Annotated in this window: 26 protein-coding genes; 8 read left to right on the top strand and 18 right to left on the bottom strand. The window is 52.6% G+C overall.

Annotated features, from left to right (window positions below):
• Window positions 1-31 precede the first annotated feature (31 nt).
• Window positions 32-2,179 (top strand): ornithine decarboxylase, encoded by a 2,148-nt coding sequence (locus QMZ30_RS09660; protein ID WP_283227193.1) that lies wholly within the window; start codon window positions 32-34, stop codon window positions 2,177-2,179.
• Between the two features lie 247 nt (window positions 2,180-2,426).
• Here the strand turns inward: QMZ30_RS09660 and mltC are convergent, their stop codons facing one another.
• The 3 genes from mltC to mutY are packed head-to-tail and all read right to left on the bottom strand — an operon-like array spanning window position 2,427 to window position 4,918.
• On the bottom strand, window positions 2,427-3,506 hold the full coding sequence (gene mltC, locus QMZ30_RS09655) for a membrane-bound lytic murein transglycosylase MltC (RefSeq protein ID WP_283227192.1): 1,080 nt from the start codon (window positions 3,504-3,506) through the stop codon (window positions 2,427-2,429).
• Window positions 3,507-3,560: 54 nt separating this feature from the next.
• Window positions 3,561-3,833, bottom strand: coding sequence for an oxidative damage protection protein (locus tag QMZ30_RS09650; RefSeq protein ID WP_034823278.1), 273 nt, complete (start codon window positions 3,831-3,833; stop codon window positions 3,561-3,563).
• A complete protein-coding gene (mutY, locus tag QMZ30_RS09645; RefSeq protein WP_283227191.1) occupies window positions 3,833-4,918 on the bottom strand; it encodes an A/G-specific adenine glycosylase in 1,086 nt (361 codons plus the stop codon). Before mutY ends, QMZ30_RS09650 begins: the two co-directional genes overlap by 1 nt.
• Before the next feature lie 154 nt (window positions 4,919-5,072).
• Here mutY and trmB point away from each other — a divergent pair, with 154 nt between their 5' ends.
• The 3 genes from trmB (at window position 5,073) to QMZ30_RS09630 (ending at window position 7,032) form a co-directional block, all read left to right on the top strand.
• Window positions 5,073-5,792, top strand: coding sequence for a tRNA (guanosine(46)-N7)-methyltransferase TrmB (gene trmB, locus QMZ30_RS09640; RefSeq protein ID WP_039327249.1), 720 nt, complete (start codon window positions 5,073-5,075; stop codon window positions 5,790-5,792).
• Complete coding sequence (locus tag QMZ30_RS09635) at window positions 5,792-6,118, top strand: YggL family protein (RefSeq protein WP_039327253.1); 327 nt, start codon at window positions 5,792-5,794, stop codon at window positions 6,116-6,118. The genes trmB and QMZ30_RS09635 overlap by 1 nt, the downstream gene beginning before the upstream one ends.
• 194 nt (window positions 6,119-6,312) lie before the next feature.
• Window positions 6,313-7,032 carry a YggN family protein gene (locus tag QMZ30_RS09630; protein WP_283227190.1) on the top strand — a complete coding sequence of 240 codons (720 nt, stop codon included), beginning with the start codon at window positions 6,313-6,315 and terminating at the stop codon, window positions 7,030-7,032.
• Between the two features lie 43 nt (window positions 7,033-7,075).
• Here QMZ30_RS09630 and ulaA read toward each other — a convergent pair whose 3' ends face one another.
• From ulaA to QMZ30_RS09615, 3 genes are read right to left on the bottom strand one after another with little or no spacing between them, the layout of a single operon-like run.
• On the bottom strand, window positions 7,076-8,452 hold the full coding sequence (ulaA, locus tag QMZ30_RS09625) for a PTS ascorbate transporter subunit IIC (protein WP_283227189.1): 1,377 nt from the start codon (window positions 8,450-8,452) through the stop codon (window positions 7,076-7,078).
• Between the two features lie 26 nt (window positions 8,453-8,478).
• Window positions 8,479-8,748 carry a PTS sugar transporter subunit IIB gene (locus tag QMZ30_RS09620; protein WP_283227188.1) on the bottom strand — a complete coding sequence of 90 codons (270 nt, stop codon included), beginning with the start codon at window positions 8,746-8,748 and terminating at the stop codon, window positions 8,479-8,481.
• 31 nt (window positions 8,749-8,779) lie between these two features.
• A complete protein-coding gene (locus tag QMZ30_RS09615; RefSeq protein WP_283227187.1) occupies window positions 8,780-9,232 on the bottom strand; it encodes a PTS sugar transporter subunit IIA in 453 nt (150 codons plus the stop codon).
• A 413-nt stretch (window positions 9,233-9,645) separates the two neighbouring features.
• Between QMZ30_RS09615 and QMZ30_RS09610 the strand changes: the two genes are divergently transcribed.
• Complete coding sequence (locus QMZ30_RS09610; protein ID WP_039327270.1) at window positions 9,646-10,380, top strand: GntR family transcriptional regulator; 735 nt, start codon at window positions 9,646-9,648, stop codon at window positions 10,378-10,380.
• 37 nt (window positions 10,381-10,417) lie between these two features.
• Here QMZ30_RS09610 and hemW read toward each other — a convergent pair whose 3' ends face one another.
• The 4 genes from hemW to QMZ30_RS09590 are packed head-to-tail and all read right to left on the bottom strand — an operon-like array spanning window position 10,418 to window position 13,441.
• Window positions 10,418-11,560, bottom strand: a complete 1,143-nt coding sequence (gene hemW, locus QMZ30_RS09605) for a radical SAM family heme chaperone HemW (RefSeq protein WP_283227186.1) — start codon at window positions 11,558-11,560, stop codon at window positions 10,418-10,420.
• On the bottom strand, window positions 11,553-12,146 hold the full coding sequence (locus tag QMZ30_RS09600; RefSeq protein WP_058969086.1) for an XTP/dITP diphosphatase: 594 nt from the start codon (window positions 12,144-12,146) through the stop codon (window positions 11,553-11,555). The genes hemW and QMZ30_RS09600 overlap by 8 nt, the downstream gene beginning before the upstream one ends.
• Window positions 12,147-12,166: 20 nt before the next feature.
• Complete coding sequence (locus QMZ30_RS09595; protein WP_283227185.1) at window positions 12,167-12,721, bottom strand: YggT family protein; 555 nt, start codon at window positions 12,719-12,721, stop codon at window positions 12,167-12,169.
• Window positions 12,722-12,733: 12 nt separating this feature from the next.
• Complete coding sequence (locus QMZ30_RS09590; RefSeq protein WP_282996247.1) at window positions 12,734-13,441, bottom strand: YggS family pyridoxal phosphate-dependent enzyme; 708 nt, start codon at window positions 13,439-13,441, stop codon at window positions 12,734-12,736.
• A gap of 16 nt (window positions 13,442-13,457) precedes the next feature.
• Between QMZ30_RS09590 and QMZ30_RS09585 the strand changes: the two genes are divergently transcribed.
• Entirely contained in the window at window positions 13,458-14,450 is a 993-nt protein-coding gene (locus QMZ30_RS09585) for a type IV pilus twitching motility protein PilT (RefSeq protein WP_283227184.1), read from the top strand.
• A 162-nt stretch (window positions 14,451-14,612) separates the two neighbouring features.
• Here the strand turns inward: QMZ30_RS09585 and ruvX are convergent, their stop codons facing one another.
• The 8 genes from ruvX to metK form a co-directional block, all read right to left on the bottom strand.
• Window positions 14,613-15,029, bottom strand: coding sequence for a Holliday junction resolvase RuvX (ruvX, locus tag QMZ30_RS09580; RefSeq protein WP_058969090.1), 417 nt, complete (start codon window positions 15,027-15,029; stop codon window positions 14,613-14,615).
• Window positions 15,029-15,592, bottom strand: coding sequence for a YqgE/AlgH family protein (locus QMZ30_RS09575; RefSeq protein ID WP_058969092.1), 564 nt, complete (start codon window positions 15,590-15,592; stop codon window positions 15,029-15,031). The genes ruvX and QMZ30_RS09575 overlap by 1 nt, the downstream gene beginning before the upstream one ends.
• 82 nt (window positions 15,593-15,674) lie before the next feature.
• The gene (gene gshB, locus QMZ30_RS09570; protein ID WP_045814700.1) at window positions 15,675-16,619 is read right to left on the bottom strand and encodes a glutathione synthase; all 945 of its coding nucleotides are present in this window, start codon (window positions 16,617-16,619) and stop codon (window positions 15,675-15,677) included.
• Between the two features lie 167 nt (window positions 16,620-16,786).
• A complete protein-coding gene (gene rsmE / locus QMZ30_RS09565) occupies window positions 16,787-17,518 on the bottom strand; it encodes a 16S rRNA (uracil(1498)-N(3))-methyltransferase (RefSeq protein WP_283227183.1) in 732 nt (243 codons plus the stop codon).
• Window positions 17,519-17,593: 75 nt separating this feature from the next.
• Window positions 17,594-18,301, bottom strand: a complete 708-nt coding sequence (gene endA, locus QMZ30_RS09560) for a deoxyribonuclease I (protein ID WP_283227182.1) — start codon at window positions 18,299-18,301, stop codon at window positions 17,594-17,596.
• A gap of 77 nt (window positions 18,302-18,378) precedes the next feature.
• Window positions 18,379-18,891 (bottom strand): SprT family zinc-dependent metalloprotease, encoded by a 513-nt coding sequence (locus tag QMZ30_RS09555; protein ID WP_283227181.1) that lies wholly within the window; start codon window positions 18,889-18,891, stop codon window positions 18,379-18,381.
• A gap of 100 nt (window positions 18,892-18,991) precedes the next feature.
• Window positions 18,992-20,386, bottom strand: a complete 1,395-nt coding sequence (locus QMZ30_RS09550; protein WP_039337080.1) for a sugar porter family MFS transporter — start codon at window positions 20,384-20,386, stop codon at window positions 18,992-18,994.
• Between the two features lie 386 nt (window positions 20,387-20,772).
• Window positions 20,773-21,924 (bottom strand): methionine adenosyltransferase, encoded by a 1,152-nt coding sequence (metK, locus tag QMZ30_RS09545; RefSeq protein WP_039337079.1) that lies wholly within the window; start codon window positions 21,922-21,924, stop codon window positions 20,773-20,775.
• A 629-nt stretch (window positions 21,925-22,553) separates the two neighbouring features.
• Between metK and speA the strand changes: the two genes are divergently transcribed.
• A complete protein-coding gene (gene speA, locus QMZ30_RS09540) occupies window positions 22,554-24,533 on the top strand; it encodes a biosynthetic arginine decarboxylase (protein WP_071885721.1) in 1,980 nt (659 codons plus the stop codon).
• A gap of 715 nt (window positions 24,534-25,248) precedes the next feature.
• Complete coding sequence (locus QMZ30_RS09535) at window positions 25,249-25,944, top strand: EAL domain-containing protein (RefSeq protein ID WP_283227180.1); 696 nt, start codon at window positions 25,249-25,251, stop codon at window positions 25,942-25,944.
• Window positions 25,945-25,977 lie beyond the last annotated feature (33 nt).

Raw genomic sequence — 25,977 nt, 5'->3', positions numbered from 1 at the left:
CCACTCATCCTTCATTACGGGGATTTGTGTTATGAATCCATTGAAAATCGCTGCCAGCGTAGCGGTAGCACCAAGCCTCAGCCTGAACACTGCACGTGATGTGGTGACGCTGGACAATACTGATTTTACGGATGTGGCGGCGGTTGTCGTCTCACTGGCGGATACGCGCAGCGGCGTGTTAACGCTGTTGCGCCAGACCGGCTTTAATTTGCCGGTGTTTGTGGCTAACGCGTTCGATGAAGAAGTGCTAAAACTGCCGGGCGTGACCGGCGAAATCAATGGCGCTGAGGAAGAGTGGGAGGCGCTGGAAGACGCCGCGCAAGCCTATGAATCTGACCTGCTGCCGCCATTCTTCGATACGCTCACCCGCTATGTCGATATGCAGAACAGCACCTTTGCTTGCCCTGGCCATCAGGGCGGTGCATTTTTCCGCAAACATCCGGCGGGCCGTCAGTTCTATGAATTCTATGGCGAGAACGTCTTCCGTTCCGATATGTGCAACGCCGACGTTAAATTGGGTGATTTGCTGATCCATGAAGGATCGGCCAAAGATGCGCAGAAGTTTGCCGCCAAAGTCTTTAACGCCGACAAAACCTACTTCGTGCTGAATGGCACCTCCAGCGCCAACAAAGTGGTGACCAACGCCATGCTGACCCGTGGCGACCTGGTGTTGTTCGACCGTAACAACCACAAATCCAACCATCACGGTGCGCTGATTCAGGCGGGAGCCACGCCAGTGTATCTGGAAGCGGCCCGCAACCCGTTTGGCTTTATTGGTGGCATTGATGCGCACTGCTTCGATGAGGCTTATCTGCGTGAGCAGGTACAAAAAGTGGCGCCGCATCGTGCCAAAGATCAGCGTCCGTTCCGTCTGGCTATCATCCAGCTCGGCACCTACGACGGCACGGTGTATAACGCGCGCCAGGTAGTGGACCGCATCGGCCACCTGTGTGATTACATCCTGTTTGACTCCGCGTGGCTGGGCTACGAGCAGTTTATTCCGTTGATGGCAGGCTGCTCGCCGCTGACGCTGGAACTCAACGAAAACGATCCCGGCATTTTTGTTACGCAGTCGGTGCATAAGCAGCTGGCGGGTTTCTCTCAGACTTCGCAGATTCACAAAAAAGACAACCACATCCGCGGGCAGAAACGCTTCTGTCCGCATAAGCGTTTGAACAATGCCTTTATGCTGCACGCCTCAACCAGCCCGTTCTATCCGCTGTTTGCCGCTCTGGATATCAACGCCAAAATGCACCAAGGCGATGCGGGGCGCAGCATGTGGCATGATTGCGTCACCCATGGCATTGATGCGCGCAAAGCGATTCTGGAACGCTGTGAGATGATTCAACCATTCCTGCCAGAGAAAGTGCATGGCAAACTGTGGCAATCCGCCGAAACCGACGCGATTGCTGCCGATCCTGCCTACTTTAGCTTTGAACCGGGCGCGAAATGGCACGGATTCGCGGGTTACGATGAGGGGCAATATTTAGTCGATCCCTGCAAGCTGCTGCTGACCACACCAGGCATTGATGCCGCCAGCGGTGAGTACACCAGCTTTGGTATTCCAGCGACCATCCTGGCGAACTATCTGCGTGAAAACGGCATAGTGCCGGAGAAGTGCGACCTCAACTCCATCTTGTTCCTGCTGACCCCAGCGGAGAATACCGAGAAGATGGCACACCTGGTGGCGATGCTGGAGCAGTTCGAAAACCATGTGAAAGAAGATGCGCTGCTGGCGGAAGTGCTGCCGAGTGTTTATCGCAAGAATATCGATCGCTACAAAGGCTACACGTTGCGCCGCCTGTGCCAGGAAATGCACGATCTTTACGTCAGCTACGATGTGAAAGATCTGCAGAAGGCGATGTTCCGTGAGGCGTGCTTCCCGAAAGTGGAAGTGAACCCGCAGGATGCGCATCAGGCTTATATTCGAGGCGAAGTTGAGCTGGTGCCGATTGCCAAAGCAGAAGGGCGCATTGCAGCTGAAGGCGCCTTGCCATATCCACCAGGCGTGCTCTGTGTGGTGCCGGGTGAAGTGTGGGGCGGGGCGGTGCAACGCTATTTCCTCGCGCTGGAAGAGGGGATCAATCTGTTGCCTGGCTTCTCACCGGAGCTGCAAGGGGTTTACACCGAGGAAGATGAGAGCGGTCGTAAGCATCTGGTAGCGAATATGATGGTGTAATCGGTGCGGTTGATTACCCTCACCCTAACCCTCTCCCGCAAGCGGGAGAGGGGACTGTATAGAGCAGAGATTGTTGGGGTGGTGCACATATTACCTAAGTGCTGGATCGGCCCCCTCTCCCGCAAGCGGGAGAGGGGACTGTATAGAGCAGAGATTGTTGGGATGGTGCACATATTACCTAAGTGCTGGATCGGCCCCTTCTCCCGCTGGCGGGAGAAGGTTGGGATGAGGGCCACAACCCACTCCGTTAATACCGGTGATAACTGCGCTGCGCCTGGCTCACTTTATACAGATAACGGCGAGATTCGGCTGACGGATGGTTGGTGGTCAGCGTCTGATAAACTTGGCTCGGCGACATGCCGTTGATGGCTGAGAAGGCGCGATCCTTATCACTGGAGAAGACGCGCAATACGCTTCCCGCACCGCCGTTGTAAGCGGTAATCACCGCATAACGACGTGACAGCGGATCCTGAATCCCACCTAAATAACTCTTCTGCAGCAGCGACAGATACGCGGTACCGGCATCAATGTTATTGGCTGGGTCCAGCAGATAGCTGCGGCTCGGTTTGCCCCATTTCCCTTTCATACGGAACACATCCACCCCGGCCGTATGCTGAACCACCTGCATTAAGCCCAGTGCGTCAGAGTTGCTCACCGCATAGGGGTTGAAGCTCGATTCAGTCTGCATAATCGCCAGAATCAAGGAGGCATCAACGCCATACTCTTCAGCCGCTTTACGTACCAGCGGCAGGTATTTGTGCGCACGTTTATCGAGGTGGTTCGGCACCATTGGAATGGTGACAGACCAGATCACATGCAGGCCTGAGGTACGTTTTTGCAGCTTGTTCTGAATCAGGTAATCCGCAAAGCTGGCGGCACGGCCCTGCCAGCGAATCGGTTGGCCGGTGTTATCCAGCACCTGGCCGTAAAGCAGCGGCTCTTTACTGATCTGGATATCGTTGGCATCGGAGTAGAGATCAACATTACCCGGGTCGTCACCGATTAATAGCGTGGTGATGATCGCCTGGCGCAAGCTGGCCATTGGATCGGTACCGGCGATGGTCTCAATGGTGATGCTACCGCTGTCGAAGTTGATGTGACTGCGGGTGTAATAGCTGTCGCTGTATTTGACGTAATCTTTCGGTCCGGCGATCAGAACCTCATTGATTCCCCAAATATTTTCAATGTTGGCGGCAAACTGCCCCATCAGAATATCGAAACCGTTGGTGTCCTTAACCCACTCTTCATGATACTGCGATTGTTTTTGTCCGGAGCAGGAAACCAAAAGTGGTGCAATCACCAACAGGGCTATCAGTTTTTTATTCATTGTAAATGCGTGCCTGATTCGAAAAAGAGGGCCTCAAAGGGAGGCCCTGAACGGTTATTTTTCTGGCGGGGTGAAACCTTCGATGTGCACATCTTTGCCTTCGAACAGGAAATTGATCATCTCCTTCTCCAGCACTTTGCGATCTTCCGGGTTCATCATGTTAAGCTTCTTCTCGTTGATCAACATGGTCTGCTTGGACATCCACTGCTGCCAGGCTTCTTTAGAAATCTCGTTATAGATGCGCTTGCCAATCTCACCAGGATAGAGCTGAAAGTCCTGACCTTCAGCGTCGCGTTGCAGAAACGTACAAAAAATGGTGCGGCTCATTACTCTTCCTCTTCGATCATGCTTGAACGCAGTGATAACTGCTGGGGATGGCGCAGTTCATGCAGTAAGCGCTCAACCGGCGCTGCCAATCCCACTGACGGTGGTTGCGCTAAGTTATACCAGAGACCGCTCGCTTCATCCATCAGCGACCCGGCAGAAGGCCACGCCAGCCACATAGGCACAATATCTAAGTGGAAATGGCTAAAGGTGTGACGAAATGCCGTTAACTGCTGGGGTTTGGCATGAATACTGCGCTCGGCGAGCCAGTCAGTTAGCGCTTGCTCACTGGTAAACTGCGGGAAGCAGAACAAGCCGCCCCACAGGCCTACTGGCGGGCGCTGTTCGAGGAACACCTCGTCACCATGCTGAATCATCAGGAACCAGCCACTGCGCTCTGGAATGGTCACTTTGGGTTTCTTGCCCGGATACTCAGGCCAGCTGCTGTTGGCGTAAGCCACACAGCCATTGCTCAATGGGCAAATTTCACACTTAGGGCGTGAGCGAGTGCACACTAACGCGCCAAGATCCATCATCGCCTGGTTGAACTGACTGACCCCTTCAGCGGGCGTTACCTCTTCACTGATCTGCCACAAACGTTTCTCAACGTCTTTTTTCCCCGGCCAGCCGCCCACGGCATAGCAGCGCGCCAGCACGCGTTTAACGTTGCCATCCAGAATCGGGAAATGCAGGCCAAGCGACAGTGACAGCACGGCTCCTGCGGTAGAGCGCCCCACGCCAGGCAGTGCGGCGACATCATCAAAATTGCGCGGGAATTCACCACCGTGCTTATCGACCACTTGTTTCGCCGCTTTATGTAAATTGCGCGCACGGGCGTAGTAACCGAGACCGGTCCACAGGTGCAGGACTTCATCCAGCGGTGCCGCAGCCAGATCGGCGATCGTCGGGAAGCGCGCCATAAAGCGTTCAAAGTAGGGGATAACGGTGGCAACTTGCGTCTGCTGCAGCATCACTTCAGAGAGCCACACCTTATAAGGTGTCTTCTCTTGCTGCCACGGCAGAGTTTTACGGCCAAAGCGGTGATACCACTCCAGCACCTGTTGCGCGAACTGCGGCGCTTGCATCATTAGAAGGAAATTTTCCGTGTTTACTCTACAATCAGGCAGGAATTCCAGCACAGAGACATCGGGGTGTAAACCGGAAGATTGCAAAGGCTTGCTTCTGCTATCTAACTTTGCATAATGCCCGTTTCCCAGAATAGGCTAACCAGCAGGCTTCAACATGATAAATGACGTCATCACCCCAGAATTTGATGAGAACGGGCGGCCATTACGCCGTATCCGCAGTTTTGTGCGTCGCCAGGGGCGCTTAACCAAGGGACAGCAGCTGGCACTCGATAATTACTGGCCGGAGATGGGCGTCGAGTTTCAGCAGGAGCCGCTGGATATGGTGGCGCTGTTTGGCCGCGAAGCCCCAGTCGTGCTTGAGATTGGTTTTGGCATGGGCGCCTCGCTGGTGACCATGGCGCAGAACAATCCCCATCAGAACTTCCTCGGCCTGGAAGTGCATGCGCCGGGGGTCGGTGCGTGTCTGGCCTCGGCCAAAGAGGCGGGCGTGGAGAATCTGCGCGTGATGTGCCACGACGCCGTCGAAGTGCTGCAGCAGATGATCCCGGATAACTCGCTGCGTATGGTACAGCTGTTCTTCCCGGACCCGTGGCATAAAGCGCGCCACAACAAACGTCGCATTGTGCAGGTACCTTTTGCCGAGCTGGTGATGCGCAAGCTGAAGCTGGGCGGCGTCTTCCATATGGCAACGGACTGGGAAGATTATGCGACGCACATGCTGGAAATCATGAGCAGCGTGGACGGGTATAAAAACCTGTCAGAAAGTCACGATTACGTGCCGCGTCCTGAAACGCGTCCGTTAACCAAATTTGAGCAGCGCGGGCAGCGATTGGGCCACGGCGTATGGGATCTGATGTTTGAGAGGGTGAAATAATGGCCGTACAGCGTAGCCGTCGTTTACGTAAAAAATTGCATATTGATGAGTTTCAGGAGTTAGGCTTCTCGGTTGCCTGGCGTTTTGCCGAAGGCACCACTGAAGAGCAGATTGATGCCACTCTGGATCAGTTCATCACTGAAGTGATTGATCCTAATGGCCTGGCCTACGATGGCAGCGGTTATCTGGTGTGGGAAGGTCTGGTTTGCCTGCAGGAAACCGGCAAATGCACCGATGAGCACCGCGAATTAGTGCGTAAGTGGCTGGAAGCCCGCAACCTGACAGACGTTCAGGTGACTGAACTCTTTGACGTTTGGTGGGACTAAGTTATTTATTAGTCTGAGATCTCGCTTCAGGCTAGCTCACTTGCGCACTGGGCACCGGGCAGTGCTCGTAACCCTCACGTACTCATGTACGCTCCGGTTACTGTGCGCTGGCCGTCACCCAATTCGCTGCGCCGCCGACGCCTGACCTGCTTTCACTGCAAAGGCGTTGGCGGCTTTTATTTAAGGAAGATTTCATGGTTCGTAAGGCTCTTCTTACCGCACTGTTGCTGGCCGCAGCGACGCAGGCGCAGGCTGATTATCAGTGCAGCGTTAATCCTCAGGATGATGTGATTATCAAACCCCAGAGCGTGCAGGTGGTGGGCACCAACGGTAACCTCGAAATCTCTCCGCAGGGTGATGTGACCTTTAACGGTCAGAAAGCCAATGTTGATAATGCGACACGCCAGAAAGCCATTGATTACCAGAGTGCGTTACGCCGTGATTTACCTTGGGTCGATAACGGTGCTTCTACGCGTCTGGAGCGCAGCCGTATTGCGCTGGATAAAGTGATTGTGGAAAAGCTCGGGGCGAACAGCAACGTGCGTAATCGCCTCACCACTCTGGATGGTCAGCTGAAACAGCAGATGAACCGCATTATTGAGCATCGTCCCGATGGTTTGACCTTCCACCATCAGGCGATTGATCAAGTGCGCGCAGACGGCGAAAAGCTGGTGCAGAGCACGCTCGGCGGCATAATGCAGGATAGCCTGAACGAGATGGGCAGCAGCCAGGCGGCGAGCGGTAGCAATCCATTGCAGGCGATTATGGGCAATTTGGGTGGCTTGCAGCAGGCGGTTCAGGCGGAGTGGAAGAATCAGGAACAAGATTTCCAGAACTTCGGGCACGAGGTGTGTAACCGGGTGACGGATCTGGAAGGCCAACGCAAAGCACTGACGCAGAGCGTTAAAGGTTAAAAAACGTAGCGACGCGATCAATCGCGCCGCTACGTTTCAATCATTACTCGCTTTTGGCTTCTTCTGCTGTCGCTTTGTTGCTGGCGACATAGTTGTAAATAACCAGCAAGGCGAAGCAGCCGGTGATGATCATCATGATCATCCCTTTATCCAGGTAGCGGGCCATATTACCGAGGATAATGCCGGTGACGCCAAAATCGGTGTCGGAGAAGGTGGTATTGGTCAGCCCAATCGCACCCAGAACCGGCAACAGCGCCACTGGCAGGAAGGTGATGAGGATACCGTGCGCAAAAGCACCCAGCATCGCGCCGCGTTTCCCGCCGGTCGCATTACCAAACACGCCCGCCGTAGCACCACAGAAGAAGTGCGGCACCACACCTGGCAAAATCAGCACCCAGTGCAGTTGTCCGAGGAAGAACAGCCCGACCAGTCCACCAACGAAGCTGGAGATAAAGCCCACCAGTACCGCATTAGGTGCATACGGGAAGACGATTGGGCAATCCAGAGCCGGGCGTGCATTCGGCACCAGTTTTTCCGAGAAGCCGGTGAAGGCCGGGACGATTTCCGCCAGAATTAAGCGCACACCCTGCAGGATAATAAACACACCCGCTGCAAAGGTAATCGCCTGCACGAACGAGTACACCAGATAGTTCTGGCCATGGCTAAACTGACTCTCTACATATTCCCGGCCAGCAGACACCGACAGAATAAAGTAAATAATCATCATCGTCAGTGAGATGGAGATGGTGCTGTCACGCAAAAAACTGAGGTTTTTTGGCATGTTCATTTCTTCAGTGGATTTCGAACCTTTACCCACTAATGAACCAATCCAACCTGACAGCACGTATCCCACGGTTCCGGTATGTGCTAACGCAACCTGGTCGTGGCCGATGATTTTACGCATATGAGGTTGCGCGATGGCCGGGAAGATCGCCATCAGCATGCCGAGTGTGAGCGAGCCGGTATAAATCAGCTGCACACCTTCGAAACCTGCCACCGACAAAATAATGGCAATCATACAGGCCATATAGAACGTCACGTGGCCTGAAAGATAGATGTATTTCAGGCGGGTGAAGCGCGCCACAATGATATTGGCCACCATACCAAACGCCATAATCAGCGTGGTGGGTGCGCCGTACTTCTCTAAAGCAATGGAAACCATCGCCTCATTGTTTGGAATGATTCCCTGTACATCAAAAGCGTGTTTGAAGATATCGCCGAGCGGGGTTAACGAACCCACCAACACCGTTGCGCCACCTGCCAACACCAGAAAACCCAGGATAGTTTTTACCGTGCCCTTGATGATGTCCGGGAACGGTTTTCTTTGTGCAATCAGTCCAAACATCGCCACCAAACCAACCAGAATGGAGGGGACTTTCAGCACGTCGACAACTACCAGTAAAAGGTTTTGTATAAACATAATAACCTCAGCGTAGGTTGAGAGGGTTATTTATTGAAATAAGTACGAACTTTTTGCTCAATCTCTTTCAGATCAATGATGTTATTAATGATGATCACTTTGTCTTCTGGAAGATTGGCGCTATAGGCAATGTCTTTTGCCATCACAAATACATCTGCTACATCAGGCGTCACGGAACCCAAATCGGAATGCTCGACGTCGGCGGTGACATCAATCATTTTCAGCACTTTTTTGATGTTCATTTCCATCATGAAGCTGCTTCCCAGGCCGGAGCCACAAACTGCCATTATTTTCATCGTTGACCTCGTTGATTTTTAAAGGGAATGATTAATTGTCTGATAACAAATGGGTGCTGAGTTCAGCCTGATTGGTGCTGCTGAAAATCTGTGCCATTTTTTCCTCATCGGAAAGGACTTCAGCCAGCTGAGAAATCATTTCGATATGGCTGTTGCTGTCCGGCGCGGAGAACATAAAAAGGATGTCTACCGGGTCGTTTTCATCCGCATCAAAAGAGACACCCTGCGCCAGCTTGAGCACGGATAAGGCCAGTTTTTTGGCCCCTTGCTCTGGCCGGGCGTGCGGCATGGCGATGCGCGGCGCAATCACAAAGTAGGGACCAATCTCCAGCTTCTGCTGGATGATGGTGTCAATGTAGTCCTGCGTAATCGCCCCTTCCTGCAGCAAAGGACGTCCTGCAACCTCAATCGCCTGTTGCCAGTTTGAGACGTTATCGAGGTACTGAATTTTTTCTTCATTCAGCCATTTAGCGAGATGCGCCATGGTGATCTCCTGAAGTCAATGTGACTGAAGTTGTCATCATTTTCATGATGAGATGTACAGTCATGTTTGAATGAAATTCCCTGGTATTGGTGGTGTTTTTAATTGTCAGTCTGGCTTCTCTGTGCTGACGAGAAGCTTTATTTCCTTAACTTACTAATAATTATTGTTATTAGTTAAGAGAGTTAAAAACTCATGAGTTAAAGATGTCTAGTCATCTCGATAATGCTCCTCGACCTGTACAGATACAATATGTAATATTGAAATCTGGCTGGACAGGTTGCTATTGAATGCAAAAGCGTTAACTGGATCACATCCATAAGCGGTGGAGGTGGCGCAATGAAAATAAATTCAGGCATACGTGTTGAGTCACCGAGCGCAACTTTGCACTCGCACACTTATTGGGAAGCATGTTGATGGCCGATGGCATTACCGAGAAGCAAAAAGAGGTGGTCGATTACCTCCTGCAAAAAATCAAAGATGACGGGCTGCTGCCGGGTGACAAACTGGACACCGAAATTGCTATTGCCAAAAACATCGGTATCACGCGGGCAACGGTGCGCGAAGCCACGCGCATTCTCATTGAGCAGCAGCGCATTTATCGGGTGAAGGGCTCGGGGCTGTTCGTCGGCTCGACCGGAAAAAGCGATCACGTTGGCCGATTCCACGCATTGTCCCCCTTTGATTTTCAGGCGCAAAAGAAAGGGTATAAAGGGGTTCGAAAAGTCATCACCGTCAGCATCATGCAAGTCCCTACCGCTGACATGGCTCAGGCATTGCGCATCAAACCTAACGATCAAATTTATAAAGTGGTGCGTCTGATGAGCTTCGACGATATTCCGGTGGCGCTGGAATATAACCACTTTCCGGTCAGCATGTTTAGCAGCATGGAATTCAGCAAGCTGGAAATATCCAAATACTCCTACATTGAGCAGATCACCGGTAAGAAGGTGCAGCGCAGGGAACAGCATTTAAATGCCATCAATGTGACGGATGAAGAACAGATTAGGTTGCTGAATTTCAATCAGAATGGGGCGGCGTTAGAGATCTATGAAACGGTCTATCTTGATGATGGCGCACCTTGTGAGGTGAACATCGCCATTATTAATACGCAGTTGCTGCAGCTCAGACAAAATACCGAAAGGCCATAACGAATGACCCAGTATTCACTGGGCCATCCGCATATCATTACTTATCTTCAGGCAGGAACAGCTCTAACAGAGAGTTCAGGAACAGCTTCCCTTTCTCTGTGATTTGCCAGTGTTCCGCGGTTTCATCCACAAAACCGGCGGCAATCGCCTGGTCTATCTGTCGGCGAATCTCCTGCTCATCCAGCCCGGTATAGCGGCGGAATTCGGCGCGCGGTGCCGCTTCCAGCAAGCGGAATCGGTTCATGAAGAATTCAAATGCTTTATCTTCGTTCTCGACGTCGTGCTGCTTATCGAGGTAGTTACCCTTCATAAATCCGCGTGGATGGCGGGTTTTCACCGTGCGCACAATCCGACCGTCCGGCTGCGTGAGCTTGCCATGAGCGCCACAGCCAATGCCGAGGTAGTCACCGAAGCGCCAATAGTTGAGATTGTGTTCGCAGCGATAGCCCGGTTTGGCATAAGCCGAGGTTTCATATTGCTGATAGCCAGCGGCGCTCAGCAACTGATGACCTTGCTCAAAGATGTCCCACAGCGCATCGTCATCGGGCAGTTTCGGCGGACGCGAGCTAAACAGCGTGTTGGGCTCTATGGTCAGCTGATACCACGACAGATGCGGCGGATTGAGCGCAATCGCCTGGCGCAAATCATCCAGCGCTTCTTCCAGAGACTGATCCGGCAAGCCGTGCATCAGGTCGAGGTTGAAACTGCGCAGGCCCAGCCCTGCCGCCAAATGCGCCGCGCGGATCGCTTCTTCGGGTCCGTGAATACGACCCAGACGCTCCAGCTTCTGTGGACTAAAACTTTGCACGCCAATCGAAATACGGTTGATGCCGGCTTTCTGGTAACCACTGAAACGATCCGCTTCAACGGTGCCCGGATTGGCTTCCATGGTGATTTCGGCATCGGCTGCTAACGGCAGGCGCGCACGCACGCCATCCATCAGCATCTGCATCGCATTGCTGCTCAGCAGGCTCGGAGTGCCGCCACCAATAAAGATGGTGCGCACTTCACGTCCGGCGGTGAGCGGCAAATCCTGTTCGAGATCGCTGAGCAGGTGCTGCACATACTCGATGTGCGGCACCTCGCCTTTTAACGCGTGAGAGTTGAAATCACAGTATGGACACTTCTGCACACACCACGGAATGTGGATGTAGAGGCTTAACGGAGGTAACTCAGGCATTGCGCATCGCTTCCAACAACAGCGTCAATGCTTTGCCACGATGAGAAACGGCACGCTTCTCATCTTTCGTCAGCTCACCGGCGGTTTTGCCCAGTTCCGGCACGTAGAAAATCGGGTCATAGCCGAAGCCGCCTTCACCAGCCGCCGCACGGGTAATCTCGCCCGCCCAGCTACCGTGAAACACCAGCGGTGTCGGGTCCGCCGCGTGGCGCACGTACACCAGCACGCAGTGAAACTGCGCCTGGCGTTGGCCATCTGGCACATTTTCCAGCGCGACCAGCAGTTTTTCCAGATTCTGCTGATCGCTGGCGTCGAGGCCGGCGTAGCGTGCAGAGTAGATGCCCGGCGCACCGCCGAGTGCATCCACCGCCAGACCGGAGTCATCGGCAATCGCGGGCAGGCCAGTAATCTGAGCCGCATGGCGTGCTTTCAGGATGGCATTTTCAATGAAGGTCAGGCCGGTTTCTTCCGCTGACTCCACGCCCAACTCGGTTTGCGCCACGATATCCAGGCCAAAAGCCGCTAATAAATCGGCCAGTTCACGAACTTTGCCCGGATTACCGGTGGCGAGTACAACTTTTTGCATAACAGTTCCAGATTAACGAATTACAGCAGGTACCAAAGGCCTGGGAACAGGTCCATGCCGAGGAAATTCAGCGCGTACAGCACCAGAATCACAATCATGGCAGAGAAATCGATGCCGCCCATGGCAGGCATAATACGGCGAATCGGTGCCATCAGCGGCTCAGTCAACTGAATCAACACGTAATCAATCGGGCCGCGACCCTGGCTGATCCAGCTCATCAGTGAACGGATGATGATGACCCAGAACACCAGATATCCGGCAGATTTTACTAATGACAACAAGCCCACCAGCAGGTTGGTCGGGTCAACGGAGAACACCCCGACCTGAATCAGCAGCAGCACCGGATATTTAAGCGTCGTCAGGACAAACGCCAACACCAGTGAGGCGGTATCAATCGGGCCCAGCGCCGGTAACACGCGGCGCAGCGGCTTAATGATTGGCTGAGTAATCTTCACCACAAACTGTGACAGCGGGTTATAGAAGTCACAGCGTGACCACTGCATCCAGATACGCAGCAGCAGTACCATCACGTACAGGTCGATCAGCGTTTTGACTAAAAACGTCATTGTTAACATGAGGTTCCTCAATTATTGTTGTGAAGGTCGCGCATAATCCCGCGCGCCAAAAACGGCGGTGCCAATGCGCACCATGGTGCTGCCAGCGGCGATTGCCGCATCCATGTCGTCGCTCATTCCCAGAGAAAGCGTATCGACGTCAGGGTAATCCTGTTTGAGGGCGTGAAACGCGCTCGCCATCTGCTGGCAGACGGCCAACTGACGATCATAGTCTGATTCTGGTGCCGGAATTGCCATCAATCCCCGCAAGCGCAAATGCGGCAGTGCCGCGATCTGCTGAGCCAGCTCTGAAACGGCCTCCAGCATGATGCCAGATTTGCTGTTCTCGTCACTGATATTTACCTGAATTAACACGTTAAGCGGTGGCAGCGCAGCCGGACGCTGGTCGTTAAGACGCTGTGCAATACGCAGGCGGTCAACGGTGTGGCACCAGGCAAAGTTTTCCGCCACCAGGCGACTCTTATTGGATTGTAGCGGCCCGATAAAGTGCCATTGCAGATCAGGATGTGCGGCCAGCTCAGCCACTTTTTCAACCCCTTCCTGCACGTAATTTTCACCGAAGGCGAACTGCCCGGCAGCGATAGCATCTGCGACGGCGCTCGCAGGTTTGGTTTTGCTCACTGCAAGCAGGGTAATTTCTTCTGGCGCGCGACCGCAACGTGCGGCAGCAGCGGCGATGCGCTCACGCACTTGCTGTAAGTTGTGCTCAATGGAAGTCATAGTCAGGAGAAGTTAAATGGATTTGGATGAAGTAGTGGCCCTTAGTGTAAAGCATAACGCCGCCGATCTGCACCTTTGCAGCGGACATTTGCCACACTGGCGACGACAAGGCGTACTGGAGCCGATTCCCCAGCAGGGCGAACTGACTGCTGGCTGGCTGGATGCGTTTATCGAGCAGTGGATGAGTGGTGTGCAACAAGAAGAGTTGGAAGAGTATGGACACGTCGATTTCGCCATCACGCTTGAAAGCGGAGTAAGGCTGCGCGCCAATATGTTTATGCAGCGACAGGGCTTATCGCTGGCTCTGCGGTTGATTGCCAGCCGAGCGCCCGATATCACCAGCCTGCAGCTTCCTGACGTGGTGCACTCACTGCTGCAGCTGGAAGAAGGGCTGATTTTAATTACCGGAGCCACCGGGAGTGGCAAATCCACCACGCTTGCGGCGATGGTGGATGCCCTCAACCGCGAACAAGCGCGTCACATCATTACGCTGGAAGACCCGATTGAGTTTGTGCATCACAGCCAACGCTCGCTGATTCAGCAACGGGAAGTCGGTACGCACACCGCCTCGTTTCAACAGGCGTTGAAAGCGGCGCTGCGTGAAGACCCGGATGTGATTCTGTTAGGGGAGTTGCGCGACAGTGAAACGATTCGTCTGGCGCTGACCGCTGCTGAGACCGGGCATCTGGTGTTGGCAACCTTGCATACGCGCGGAGCGACACAGGCGGTGGATCGGCTTGTTGATGTGTTTCCTGCAGAAGAGAAGAATCTGGTGCGTACCCAACTGGCGGGGAGCCTGAAAGCGGTGCTGGCGCAGCGACTGGTGCCAGCCATCGAGGGCGGGCGAATAGGGCTGTTTGAGGTGCTGGTGGCGACGCCTGCGGTGGTGAATTTGATTCGTGAAGGGAAAATGCATCAGCTACCCGGCGTGCTGCAAACCGGCGCGCAATCGGGTATGCAGACCTTTGCGCAAAGCGAACAGGCACGGCGGCAGGCGGGGTTGATTTAGATGGGGATGGTCGTCATGAATGGTGTAATGCCGCTCAGTTAAGCATTAATTTGCATATGTAAGCAGGTGCGCATGAATGCGCACCCTACGTAAAACGCGTCAATGCATTGTAGGGGGCGCATTTATGCGCACTGAGTCCATTAATGCGTACCGAGTTTTGGCTCAATGTGTATCGAACCAATCTTCCAGAATAATCACTGCTGATTGTGAATCGACCTGACCTTTTTGCAGGGCACGAAAACCGCCACGTTCGAACAGGTCGGCGCGGGCTTCTACGGTGCTCAGTCGCTCGTCCTGCAGTTCAACGCGCACACCGAAGCGGCCATGCAAACGGTTGGCGAACTTGCGCGCACGCACCGTCAACGGCTGTTCGGTGCCATCCATATTCAGCGGTAAACCCACCACCACATAATCTGGCTGCCACTCTTTCAACAGTTTCTCAATCAGATTCCAGTCTGGAGTGCCATCCTGCGCTTTAAGCGCCGTCAACGCGCGTGCGGTGCCGGTCAGCTGCTGGCCCACGGCAACGCCAATGCTTTTGGTGCCAAAATCAAATCCCAGCAGAGTTTCACTGGCCATCAGGCGTGTCCTGCATCGCTGGTCATATTGTGGATATCCACACCCATGCTGCGCGCGGCTTCACGCCAGCGTTCGGCAATCGGCGTCTGGAACAGAATGTTGCTGTTAGCAGGCGTGGTCAGCCAGGCATTTTCCAGCAGCTCGTTTTCCAGTTGATCCTTCTCCCAGGCACAGTATCCCAACGCCACCAGCACGTTGTCTGGCTGCGATGACGTTCCTATGGCTTCCAGCACATCACGCGATGTGGTGATCACGGTGTTATCGGAAATACGGATGCTGGAGGAGTAAACTTTCTGGGCAGAGTGCAGGATAAAGCCACGATCTTCCGCCAGCGGACCACCGGAAAATACCGGCTTGTCCAGTTTGATGGCAGGATCGCGATCGGTCGCGCTGATTTTGAGCTTCTTCAGAATGCCTTCGACAGTCAGATTTTCCATTGGCTTATTCACGATCAAGCCCATGGCACCGTCCTCATTGTGCTCGCAGATATACACCACCGAGCGTTTGAAGAGCGGATCCTGCAGCGACGGCATCGCAATCAAAAAATGGTGCTGTAAATTCATTATCACTTGTATACCAAAAATAACCGGCGTAGCCGCAGCCACGTCGGTTTTGGGTTCTCACGGCGCTTACACGCCGTTGACATCAGCCCAGGCGTTTCTCGATGGCATCCATCAGCATGCCAGTAATCGAAATCGGGAAAGCCGCTTCGATTTCTCGCACGCAGGTTGGGCTGGTAACGTTAACTTCGGTGAGTTTATCACCAATGATGTCCAGTCCGACAAAAATCAGCCCTTTGGCTTTCAGAGTGGGGCCGACACGACGGGCAATTTCCCAGTCGCTGTCACTTAATGGGCGCGCTTCACCACGGCCACCCGCAGCAAGGTTACCACGGGTTTCGCCGCCTTGCGGAATACGCGCCAGGCAATATGGCACCGGTTCGCCATCCACCACCAATACACGCTTATCGCCGTCTTTAATGGCAGGCAGATAGTTCTGCGCCATGCAGAAGTTCTGGCCGTGGTTGGTCAGGGTTTCGGTGATCACGCCAAAGTTAGGATCGTCCTGCTTCACGCGGAAAATTGATGCGCCGCCCATGCCATCTAATGGCTTGAGGATCACATCACCGTGCTCCTGCCAGAAAGCGCGCAGCTGCTCTTTATTGCGCGTCACCAGCGTATCAGGCGTCAGATCGGCAAACCAGGCGGTGTAGAGCTTCTCATTACAGTCACGCAGGCTCTGCGGTTTGTTGACGATCAGCGTACCTTGCTCTTCCGCACGTTCCAGTAAGTAGGTTGCATAGATGAATTCGGTGTCGAACGGCGGATCTTTACGCATCAGTACCACGTTCAGGTCAGCCAGCGGGATCACCTGCTCGCTGCCAAACTCGTACCATTTATCGTAGTTCTGCTCGACGCTCAGCAGACGCGTGCGGGCATAGGTCACACCGCCACGCAGGGAGAGATCGCCCATCTCCATGTAATGAATTTCGTAACCACGGCGCTGTGCTTCCAGCAACATGGCGAAGCTGGTGTCTTTTTTAATGTTGATGGACGAAATTGGGTCCATAACGATGCCAAGCTTAATCATTATTCTCTCCTGAAAGGGGGACTGCCCGTCATACTTCAAGCCGCAGGTGCGTTGGCTGCCTTCACTCACCCAAGTCACATACTGGTGTATGCTCCCAGGGATTCGTTCAGTTGCCGCCTTCCCGCAACATGAATTATTTAGGGCAGCCAATTAAATTAAATTATCGCTTAACCCAGGTCGCCAAACCTCACCTGAAGTGCCGTAATAGCGGTGAGAGCCGTGGTTTCGGTGCGCAGCACGCGCGGACCGAGCAGGATATCGGTGAAACCCCGCTGTGCGGTCATGGCAATTTCATCAGCAGACAAGCCACCTTCTGGCCCAATCAGCAGACGAACACGCTCCACAGGTTGCGGCAGCGTGTTGATGCTGTGGCTGGCACGCGGATGCAGATTCAACTTCAGACCGCTGTCTTCCTCGGCGCACCACGCCTCTAATGTCATCGCTTCGCGGATTTCTGGCACACGATTACGGCCGCACTGCTCACAGGCGGCAATAGCGATTTTCTGCCATTGCTGAATCTTCTTCGCCAGCCGTTCGGCATCCAGCTTTACGCCGCAGCGCTCAGAAAACAAGGGTGTAATCACGTTCACACCGAGTTCGATCGATTTCTGGATGGTGAATTCCATTTTCTCACCGCGCGACATCACCTGTCCGAGGTGTAAATGGAGTGGCGATTCACGGTCATCAGACTGACTGGCAAGGATGCTTACTTTTACACGCTTTTTATCCGCTTGGGTGATTTCAGCGCGAAAAGTCAGATTACTGCCATCAAACAGCTCAATTTGTTGACCGGCGGTCATGCGCAGCACGCGCCCGACGTGGTTAGCGGCGTCTTCATCAAGGAAGACTTCGCTGTTAACTTCAAGAGATTCGGGATGATAAATGCGAGGTATACGCATGCGGTTCCTGCCAGCGTTATGCCGTGTCATTGGACACGGCGCAATCGGAAAAAAAGCTAGTGTAGGGTAGCGCTTTTAGCGCTGGCAAGCCTGTTGTACATAGGGGTTGTGATTTCCCTGTACCTGCGCAATGCGGTTATCGCGCTCGCACTCCCACTTTGTCACTGGGTATTGCTTGTTCCAGGCAGTGAACAGCTGGGTTTGCTGGCGTGATAAACGCAGCTGATACTGGTCACGCATATAGAAGTAGGTTCGGGCAATGGCGCCGCGTGCACGCTCCGGCGGCTGTGCCAGCTTCTGTTTAAAATCGATCTTCATTGAGCACTGACCATATTGCGGGTCGCCGCCGTTCCACTGGCTGTACTGGAAGTTATTGCGATCGCCATTCACTTCGCCAATCGCCGGTTGCAGGTTATGCAAATCGCTCTCGATGCGGCGGTAATCGGCATCTTTACTGCAGTTCTTACGCCCTCCGTTTTGCCAGCACTGGCGCTGGTGACCGAACTCCCATGCGGGCATCACATGTTCCCACTCAATGCGATCGGCGCGATTGGCATTTTTGCGCACGTTGTAGCCGCAGCTGTTGAGATCGGGCACGCCTTTCTTACCGTGCCAGCTGATTTTACAGCCGCAGTAAAAATCAGCCGGGGCATCCGCATTGATCTGCGCGGCGACGACTTTGGCCTGTTGAAAGTTGTTCTGATGGTAGTTGGAGAAACTCAGGCTGAATGCACTGATGGGGGCGACTAATAAGGAGAGTAACAACAGCGTTTTGCGAGACATATTCCAAAAATTAACCTGGTGCGGAAAAAGGCGGCAGGGTAACAGAATGGCAGGGGAGGGGATATCAGATTTGCGGACTAACGTGCTGTAAATTCACCGGGTTGCAACAGCGTACCGCACTGCACGCAACGATATTCGCTCTCACCGCGCAGCACGCGGTTATGACGACGTACCGTGAGCTGATGTTGCTGACAGCCGCAGCGATAGGGGAAGGTGTTACTGCGCACTGAGGCGATTTCGAACTTGTGCGTACGGCGCGCTGGCACTCCGAGCACGCTTTCCATCATCCATTTCCACTCTTTGCCATGCGGCGGCACGCGACCAAAGGTTTTCCATACCAGCAGGTGAGCCAGTTCGTGCGGTACGACTTCATCGATAAAGGGCTGCTGGTTTTCCAGCAATAAAACCGGGTTGAGGCGGATTTCCCATTTCTCCAGCCAGGCGGTGCCCGCAGCGGTTCCGCGCTGCTGATAAACCAGCTTGGGCTCGTCAAAGTGACGTTCCAGCTTTTCATTGGCGAGCTGCAAAAAGTGGCGCAGTGAGCGCATTACAGCTTGCTGGAGTGCGATGGGGATGCGAGGAATTTTCATGTTGGGAGGATAAGGGGTTGTTATCGCCGAATCAACTGAGCGCGATTTATCGCATAAAAAAGGGCCGCCATCCGGCAGCCCTTGTTCAGCTCAATCAGCCTTATTTCTGGCCGATATCACGCAGTTTTTTACCTGACATCAGGTTACGCTCAATGTGCTCCAGCGACACGCCTTTGGTTTCTGGAATCAGCGCCACGGTCAGCAGGATAAAGAACACGTTCAGGCCTGCATACACCCAGAAGGTCGGTGCATTGCCCAAGGTGTTCAGCATGGTCAGGAAGGTGGCACCGACAATCATGTTCGCGATCCAGTTAGTCGCGGTAGAGACGGTAATACCAAAATCGCGACCTTTCAGCGGCTGAATTTCAGAACACAGTACCCAGATCAGCGGGCCAGCAGACATCGCAAAACCAACGATGAACATCAGCAGCATCGCTACCGCGAAGTACTGTGCAGCAGCCGAGTTGATGCCGATGTGCAGCATGGTCCCGAGGATGCCCATACCCGCCGCCATGACGATAAAGCCCAGCACCAGCGTCGGTTTACGACCCCAGCGATCCACCAGACCGATGGCGATAAAGGTGGCTAACACGTTCACCAGACCCACAATCACCGTGCCCCACATTTGCTGCGTGGTGTTGGCGAAGCCCGCAATCTCAAAGATTTTCGGCGCGTAGTACATGATGACGTTCATACCGGTGAACTGCTGCATCACCTGCAGCAATACGCCGAGGAACACCGCACGGCGGAAGTTGCCGTTGCTCTGGAACAGCTGCCAGCCAGACTGTTTGATCTTCAGGCTTTCACGAATTTCATCCAGCTCACGTTTGGCCTGCTCGCTGGTGTCACGCAAACGCGCTAACACGCGTTCTGCGCTGCGGAAATCGCCTTTCGCCGCCAGCCAGCGCGGGCTGTTTGGCAGGAAGAACACACCCACCAGCAGCAGAATCGCCGGGATGGTGATTACGCCCAGCATCCAGCGCCATGCGCCTGCATCGCTGAAGGCGGTATCAGACAGATAGGCCGCCAGAATACCGATGGTGATCATCAGCTGGTATAGCGAAATCATGCTGCCACGGATTTTTTCTGGCGCGATTTCAGACAAGTACAGCGGTGCGGTGTAAGACGCGACGCCCACGGCCAGGCCGAGAACCACACGTGCCGCAATCAGCATCTCAGGATTCGTTGCCATGGCAGACCACAGCGAACCGATGACGAACAGGATGGCACCCGCCATCAGGCTCTTTTTACGACCGAGATGAGAAGACATCCAGCCGCTACCCACAGCACCGACGGCAGCACCAAACATCATGGAGCTGACAATCCACTCTTGCTGGTGTGCGGTGACGTTGAAATCTTTTGCGATGAAGGGCAGGGCACCAGCAATCACGCCGATATCCAGGCCAAACAGCAGGCCGGCCAGAGCCGCTAAGAAGCAGACAAACAAGGTCATCATCTTGTTCGATGTTCTGCTCTTATGAGTATTACCAGGCATAATGCCTCCGAAGTTTAACTATCATTGTTTTTATCAATGTTATGAAACCTGCCGACGGAAAAAAGTGAGAGCGATCACATCAGTGTAATCGGTTACACACGCTGAAACCCTGCAATCCAGCATTTTCCGCCTGAAATAGTTACGTAACCAGTAAGGTATAGCACCCTTTAAGTTTCTGACATCACTCTAAATATCGGCTATCAGACGACGCTGAAAATAACGCATTTTAATCCGAATAACTACGCTGAAAATTCTCTAAATAACCGAAAATAAAAGAATTTCAAAATGTAATCGTTAACATAATGTTGTGAATGGGCGCAAAAAAAAAGCCCGCACAATGTACGGGCATCTCTTCAACCTCTCCGGTGGGAGAGGGAATGTTCTGATTACAGGCCAGCCGCTTCGCGCAGTTGAGCCGCTTTATCAGTCTGCTCCCACGGGAAGTGCTCACGACCAAAGTGACCGTAAGCGGCAGTCTCTTTGTAGATTGGCTTCAGCAGATCCATCATCTGAATCAGACCGTATGGACGCAGGTCGAAGAACTCGCGCACCAGCAGGGTCAGCTGTTCGGTAGAGACTTTCTCAGTACCGAAGGTTTCCACCATGATGGAGGTCGGCTCAGCAACGCCAATCGCGTAAGACACCTGAATTTCGCAACGATCGGCCAGGCCTGCAGCAACGATATTTTTCGCGACATAACGCGCAGCGTAAGCGGCTGAACGGTCAACTTTCGATGGATCTTTACCTGAGAAAGCACCGCCACCGTGACGTGCCATACCGCCGTAGGTATCAACAATGATTTTACGGCCAGTCAGACCGCAGTCACCCATTGGACCACCGATAACAAAACGGCCAGTTGGGTTGATGTGATATTTAGTGCTGGCGTTGACCCACTCAGCAGGCAGAACCGGCTTGATGATCTCTTCCATCACCGCTTCACGCAGATCGGCGGTGGTCACCTCTTCAGCGTGCTGAGTTGACAGCACCACGGCATCGATACCGACAATTTTGCCGCCATCGTACTGGAAGGTGATCTGGCTTTTCGCATCCGGGCGCAACCATGGCAGTGAGCCATTTTTACGCACTTCAGCCTGGCGCTGCACCAGACGGTGTGCGTAGGTTACCGGTGCTGGCATCAGCACGTCGGTTTCGTTGGTCGCATAACCAAACATCAGGCCCTGGTCGCCTGCGCCCTGCTCCAGCGGATCGCTACGGTCAACACCCTGGTTGATGTCAGGAGACTGCTTACCAATTGCACTCAGTACGGCGCAAGAGTTCGCATCAAAGCCCATATCGGAATGGACATAACCGATTTCACGTACGGTATTACGGGTGATCTCTTCGATATCAACCCATGCGCTGGTGGTGATTTCACCGCCAACCAGCACCATACCGGTCTTCACGTAAGTTTCGCAGGCCACGCGTGCTTTTGGATCCTGTTCGAGGATCGCATCCAGCACCGCATCGGAAATTTGGTCTGCAATTTTATCAGGATGTCCTTCTGATACGGACTCAGATGTAAATAGGTGTTTAGCCATTCTGTTCTTTACCTTACAAATGGTTTGAATTCGACTGCATAGCGTAAGTGGACCAGGCCGACTCGACGCCCCTTCAGGCAAAGCCGCGAGCAGTAGGGAGTGTTGATATATGTCATCGACACCGCCTGGATGTTAACCAGTTTAGATGGAAAACCATCTGGACGGCTATTCTAGGTTACTCAGTGAGCACTTTTCCAGTGCTTTTTCAGATACCGCACGTTTACGCAAGCGACTCAGTGGAATAAATTCCTGACACCTTCCACAGATTCCAGACAAAGATTTTGCATTTTTACCTGTCAGGCTGTATAAAACGCGGCTGCTTCCCCAATCCAGTTCTGTTCTTTTCTCTCGTCGATGTTTTGTGTGTTGTGGTCATTATCCCGACACGAGCGCCGGCTAAGCTATTCCCACATTCCCGTTGCTGTGTTTCACTCGACATGCGTCTTGAAAATTACTGGCTTTACGGCCGGTTTTTTACTGACGTCGGCGCAGTGTTTTACACTTAGAGTCAGCAACGTACTGGGTTACCCGATACCCGGAGTTCAGTAGGATGGGGAAATGTTTACCCGGAATGACCACAGCAAAACCCGGCAACTGTTTAATTTTTCAACGGAAAATTGAGGTTCGTGATGTCTGACGACATGAAGAATATCAAGGGTTCGTCAGCTGGCGAACAGGGTGTACTCCGCTCAATGCAGGAGGTGGCGATGAACGATCAGGAAGCGAGCAGAATGCTGCGTACCTACAATATTGCCTGGTGGGGTAATAACTATTATGACGTCAACGAGCTGGGGCACATCAGCGTGTGCCCCGATCCGGACCAACCGGAAGTGCGCGTTGACTTGGCTAAGCTGGTAAAAGAGCGCGAAGCCGATGGCCAGCGTTTGCCTGCGTTGTTCTGCTTCCCGCAGATTTTGCAGCACCGCCTGCGTTCGATTAACGCCGCTTTTAAACGCGCACGTGAATCTTACGGCTATAAAGGTGACTATTTCCTGGTTTACCCGATTAAGGTGAACCAGCATAAACGTGTTATCGAATCCCTGGTCAACTCGGGGGAGCCGCTGGGTCTGGAAGCCGGTTCTAAAGCCGAGCTGATGGCCGTGCTGGCACACGCCGGTAAAACCCGTTCGGTGATCGTCTGTAACGGCTACAAAGACCGTGAATACATTCGTCTGGCGCTGATTGGTGAAAAGCTCGGTCACAAGGTTTACCTGGTGATCGAGAAGATGACTGAAGTGCGTCTGGTACTGGAAGAAGCTGAGCGCCTGAACGTGATCCCTCGCCTCGGTATTCGTGCCCGTCTGGCTTCGCAGGGTTCCGGTAAATGGCAGTCAAGCGGCGGCGAAAAATCCAAATTTGGTCTGGCCGCCTCGCAGGTATTGCAGCTGGTGGACATCATGCGCAAAGCGGGCCGCCTCGACAGCCTGCAACTGCTGCATTTCCATCTTGGTTCGCAAATGTCGAACATTCGCGATATCGCCACCGGCGTACGTGAGTCGGCACGCTTTTATGTCGAGTTGGCCAAGCTGGGTGTCAACATCAAGTGTTTCGATGTCGGCGGCGGTTTAGGTGTCGATTACGAGGGCACACGCTCGCAGTCTGATTGCTCAGTTAACTATGGTCTGAACGAATACGCCAATAACGTGATTTGGGCGATTGGTGATGCCTGTGAAGAGCATGGTCTTGAGCATCCAACGGTGATCACTGAATCGGGCCGTGCGGTTACCGCGCACCACACGGTACTGGTTTCCAACATCATTGGTGTAGAGCGCAACGAATTCAGCACGCCTGTGGCGCCGGATGTGGATTCGCCGCGTCCGATTCAAAGCCTGTGGGATACTTGGCAAGAGATGCATGAGCCAAACGTGCGTCGCTCGCTGCGTGAATGGCTGCACGACAGCCAGATGGACTTGTTTGATATCCATACCGGTTACTCTTCCGGTACTTACGATCTGGGCCAGCGTGCCTGGGCAGAGCAGCTTTATCTCAGCATCTGTCACTATATCCAGCAGCATCTTGATCCCAGCAACCGTGCCCACCGTCCGATCATCGACGAGCTGCAGGAGCGTATGGCGGATAAGATTTACGTCAACTTCTCGCTGTTCCAGTCAATGCCGGATGCATGGGGTATCGACCAACTGTTCCCGGTACTGCCGCTGGAAGGACTGAATAAGATTCCTCAGCGTCGTGCCGTGTTGCTTGATATCACCTGTGACTCGGATGGCACCATCGATCACTACGTGGATGGCGACGGTATTGCTACCACCATGCCGATGCCTGAGTACGACATCGATAACCCACCGATGCTTGGCTTCTTTATGGTGGGGGCGTATCAGGAAATCCTCGGCAACATGCACAACCTGTTCGGTGATACCGAAGCAGTCGATGTGTTTGCTTTCCCTGACGGCAGCGTAGAAGTGCAGCTGTCGGATGAAGGCGATACGGTGGCCGATATGCTGCAGTATGTGCAGCTGAACCCGAACGATCTGATGACCCTGTTCCGCGATCAGGTGACGCAGCAAAAGGACATCGATGAAGGTCTTCGTGCTCAGTTCCTTGAAGAGTTCGAAAGTGGGTTATATGGCTACACTTATCTCGAAGATGAGTAAGGTTAACCGCCTCGAAACGGGCCCTTTTTAGGGCCCGTTTTATTTTCCCCCATTTAATTTTCTTATCACCCAGATTTTTTATTTAAAGTGTGATGAACGTCACCCTCAATAAATCTTAACCTGCCCGATTAAACACGCTTTTAAAATGCGTTTATCTATCTCCTTCATTTTTTTAATAAAGCAAAAATGCCGCTGCGCTTTGGCTCGCAATAACCCTGCTTTAACTACTGATTTCTGAAGGATTAGTCTGTCAAACTGTTATGTTTTCTTTGCTATGTATAATCAAAATTTAAACATTAAGATTTTAATAATCTCTAACTGAAACTATATTTTCTGGCGCTTATTGGAATCATGCATTCTGAATGAAATAAAATGCACTTGAGGATAAAAATAAAAAACCAACTTCATTGACTTATTTTTAATGATTTAAAATCAATGAGTTCGTTTTTTCTTTATATGTCAAGGCAGGTCTTAACTTAAATTTTTCTAGGAATTATCTGATCATTTTATGAAACTAAAAGAAATTTACTTTGGTTATTGATAGATTTAAACGATTGAAGAAGCTCCAAAGATTTACTGAAATCTATTTTTCAAAGTGTAAGTTGTACGTTAGGCTTCAGTTAACGTGTTAAGTTTTATCGATGTTTCCCTTACTTCTTACATGAGAAAACCTGACATTTCAGGCGTATCAGCCAGTTGCGGAGGGGGAGGTGAAATGAGCGCTCAACCACAATACATTTTCTTGCTGGAACCCGTTCACAGTATATCCGGCGAGTTGATTGCGTGGGAGTTGTTAACACGTTTTGCAGATGATGCAGATATTAATAATAAACGTAACCCAAACAGGGATGCAGGGTTCTTCAGTCGGCTTCCTGCTGACGAAAAATGGCAGTTATTCCTCCACCAGATCGGAAAACTTATTCAGCTATACCAGAAAGGATTTCAGCAGATCATTAGTGTCAATGTGGATAGAGATATCGTAGCCAGTATTTTCAAAGATACTGAAATACAAGAAAAACTGGTTCAATTAACGCTTATGCGTTTAGAAATATCCGCATTTTTCACCGCGCGATTTAACAGCGCCGATCTCCTGATATTAAAAGGTGTCGCGAAAGTGACACCCGCCCCTTTATGGCTTGATGACTTTGGTCCGGGATATTCCAACCTGACCATGCTTGATAGCGGAATATTTGAAATCGTCAAGATTGACAAAGAATTTTTTTGGCAATTTGGCGACGGTCACATCTTTGACACGCTGCTCAACCACCTCAACGATTTATGCGATGGCGTCATCGTCGAGGGAGTTGAAAACCAGTCGCACATTGACCTGCTGGCACACAAGAAGATTTACGGCATGCAGGGCTATCACTGGGGTAGTGTCTATTTGTCTGATTTTCTTGAAAAATCCTGAAATGGCTCTGGTTGAATCTACTCCGTCGGGGAA

Origin of the sequence: Pantoea sp. EA-12 (genome assembly GCF_030053355.1) — a bacterium.
Classification (GTDB): domain Bacteria; phylum Pseudomonadota; class Gammaproteobacteria; order Enterobacterales; family Enterobacteriaceae; genus Pantoea; species Pantoea vagans_C.
This window is presented reverse-complemented; position numbering and strand designations above follow the sequence as displayed.

Excerpts from the sequence above, each read along its gene's own strand:
- QMZ30_RS09660 (WP_283227193.1), top strand. The coding sequence starts at position 32 with ATGAATCCATTGAAAATCGCTGCCAGCGTAGCGGTAGCACCAAGCCTC.
- mltC (WP_283227192.1), bottom strand. The coding sequence starts at position 3,506 with ATGAATAAAAAACTGATAGCCCTGTTGGTGATTGCACCACTTTTGGTT.
- QMZ30_RS09650 (WP_034823278.1), bottom strand. The coding sequence starts at position 3,833 with ATGAGCCGCACCATTTTTTGTACGTTTCTGCAACGCGACGCTGAAGGT.
- mutY (WP_283227191.1), bottom strand. The coding sequence starts at position 4,918 with ATGATGCAAGCGCCGCAGTTCGCGCAACAGGTGCTGGAGTGGTATCAC.
- trmB (WP_039327249.1), top strand. The coding sequence starts at position 5,073 with ATGATAAATGACGTCATCACCCCAGAATTTGATGAGAACGGGCGGCCA.
- QMZ30_RS09635 (WP_039327253.1), top strand. The coding sequence starts at position 5,792 with ATGGCCGTACAGCGTAGCCGTCGTTTACGTAAAAAATTGCATATTGAT.
- QMZ30_RS09630 (WP_283227190.1), top strand. The coding sequence starts at position 6,313 with ATGGTTCGTAAGGCTCTTCTTACCGCACTGTTGCTGGCCGCAGCGACG.
- ulaA (WP_283227189.1), bottom strand. The coding sequence starts at position 8,452 with ATGTTTATACAAAACCTTTTACTGGTAGTTGTCGACGTGCTGAAAGTC.
- QMZ30_RS09620 (WP_283227188.1), bottom strand. The coding sequence starts at position 8,748 with ATGAAAATAATGGCAGTTTGTGGCTCCGGCCTGGGAAGCAGCTTCATG.
- QMZ30_RS09615 (WP_283227187.1), bottom strand. The coding sequence starts at position 9,232 with ATGGCGCATCTCGCTAAATGGCTGAATGAAGAAAAAATTCAGTACCTC.
- QMZ30_RS09610 (WP_039327270.1), top strand. The coding sequence starts at position 9,646 with ATGGCCGATGGCATTACCGAGAAGCAAAAAGAGGTGGTCGATTACCTC.
- hemW (WP_283227186.1), bottom strand. The coding sequence starts at position 11,560 with ATGCCTGAGTTACCTCCGTTAAGCCTCTACATCCACATTCCGTGGTGT.
- QMZ30_RS09600 (WP_058969086.1), bottom strand. The coding sequence starts at position 12,146 with ATGCAAAAAGTTGTACTCGCCACCGGTAATCCGGGCAAAGTTCGTGAA.
- QMZ30_RS09595 (WP_283227185.1), bottom strand. The coding sequence starts at position 12,721 with ATGTTAACAATGACGTTTTTAGTCAAAACGCTGATCGACCTGTACGTG.
- QMZ30_RS09590 (WP_282996247.1), bottom strand. The coding sequence starts at position 13,441 with ATGACTTCCATTGAGCACAACTTACAGCAAGTGCGTGAGCGCATCGCC.
- QMZ30_RS09585 (WP_283227184.1), top strand. The coding sequence starts at position 13,458 with ATGGATTTGGATGAAGTAGTGGCCCTTAGTGTAAAGCATAACGCCGCC.
- ruvX (WP_058969090.1), bottom strand. The coding sequence starts at position 15,029 with ATGGCCAGTGAAACTCTGCTGGGATTTGATTTTGGCACCAAAAGCATT.
- QMZ30_RS09575 (WP_058969092.1), bottom strand. The coding sequence starts at position 15,592 with ATGAATTTACAGCACCATTTTTTGATTGCGATGCCGTCGCTGCAGGAT.
- gshB (WP_045814700.1), bottom strand. The coding sequence starts at position 16,619 with ATGATTAAGCTTGGCATCGTTATGGACCCAATTTCGTCCATCAACATT.
- rsmE (WP_283227183.1), bottom strand. The coding sequence starts at position 17,518 with ATGCGTATACCTCGCATTTATCATCCCGAATCTCTTGAAGTTAACAGC.
- endA (WP_283227182.1), bottom strand. The coding sequence starts at position 18,301 with ATGTCTCGCAAAACGCTGTTGTTACTCTCCTTATTAGTCGCCCCCATC.
- QMZ30_RS09555 (WP_283227181.1), bottom strand. The coding sequence starts at position 18,891 with ATGAAAATTCCTCGCATCCCCATCGCACTCCAGCAAGCTGTAATGCGC.
- QMZ30_RS09550 (WP_039337080.1), bottom strand. The coding sequence starts at position 20,386 with ATGCCTGGTAATACTCATAAGAGCAGAACATCGAACAAGATGATGACC.
- metK (WP_039337079.1), bottom strand. The coding sequence starts at position 21,924 with ATGGCTAAACACCTATTTACATCTGAGTCCGTATCAGAAGGACATCCT.
- speA (WP_071885721.1), top strand. The coding sequence starts at position 22,554 with ATGTCTGACGACATGAAGAATATCAAGGGTTCGTCAGCTGGCGAACAG.
- QMZ30_RS09535 (WP_283227180.1), top strand. The coding sequence starts at position 25,249 with ATGAGCGCTCAACCACAATACATTTTCTTGCTGGAACCCGTTCACAGT.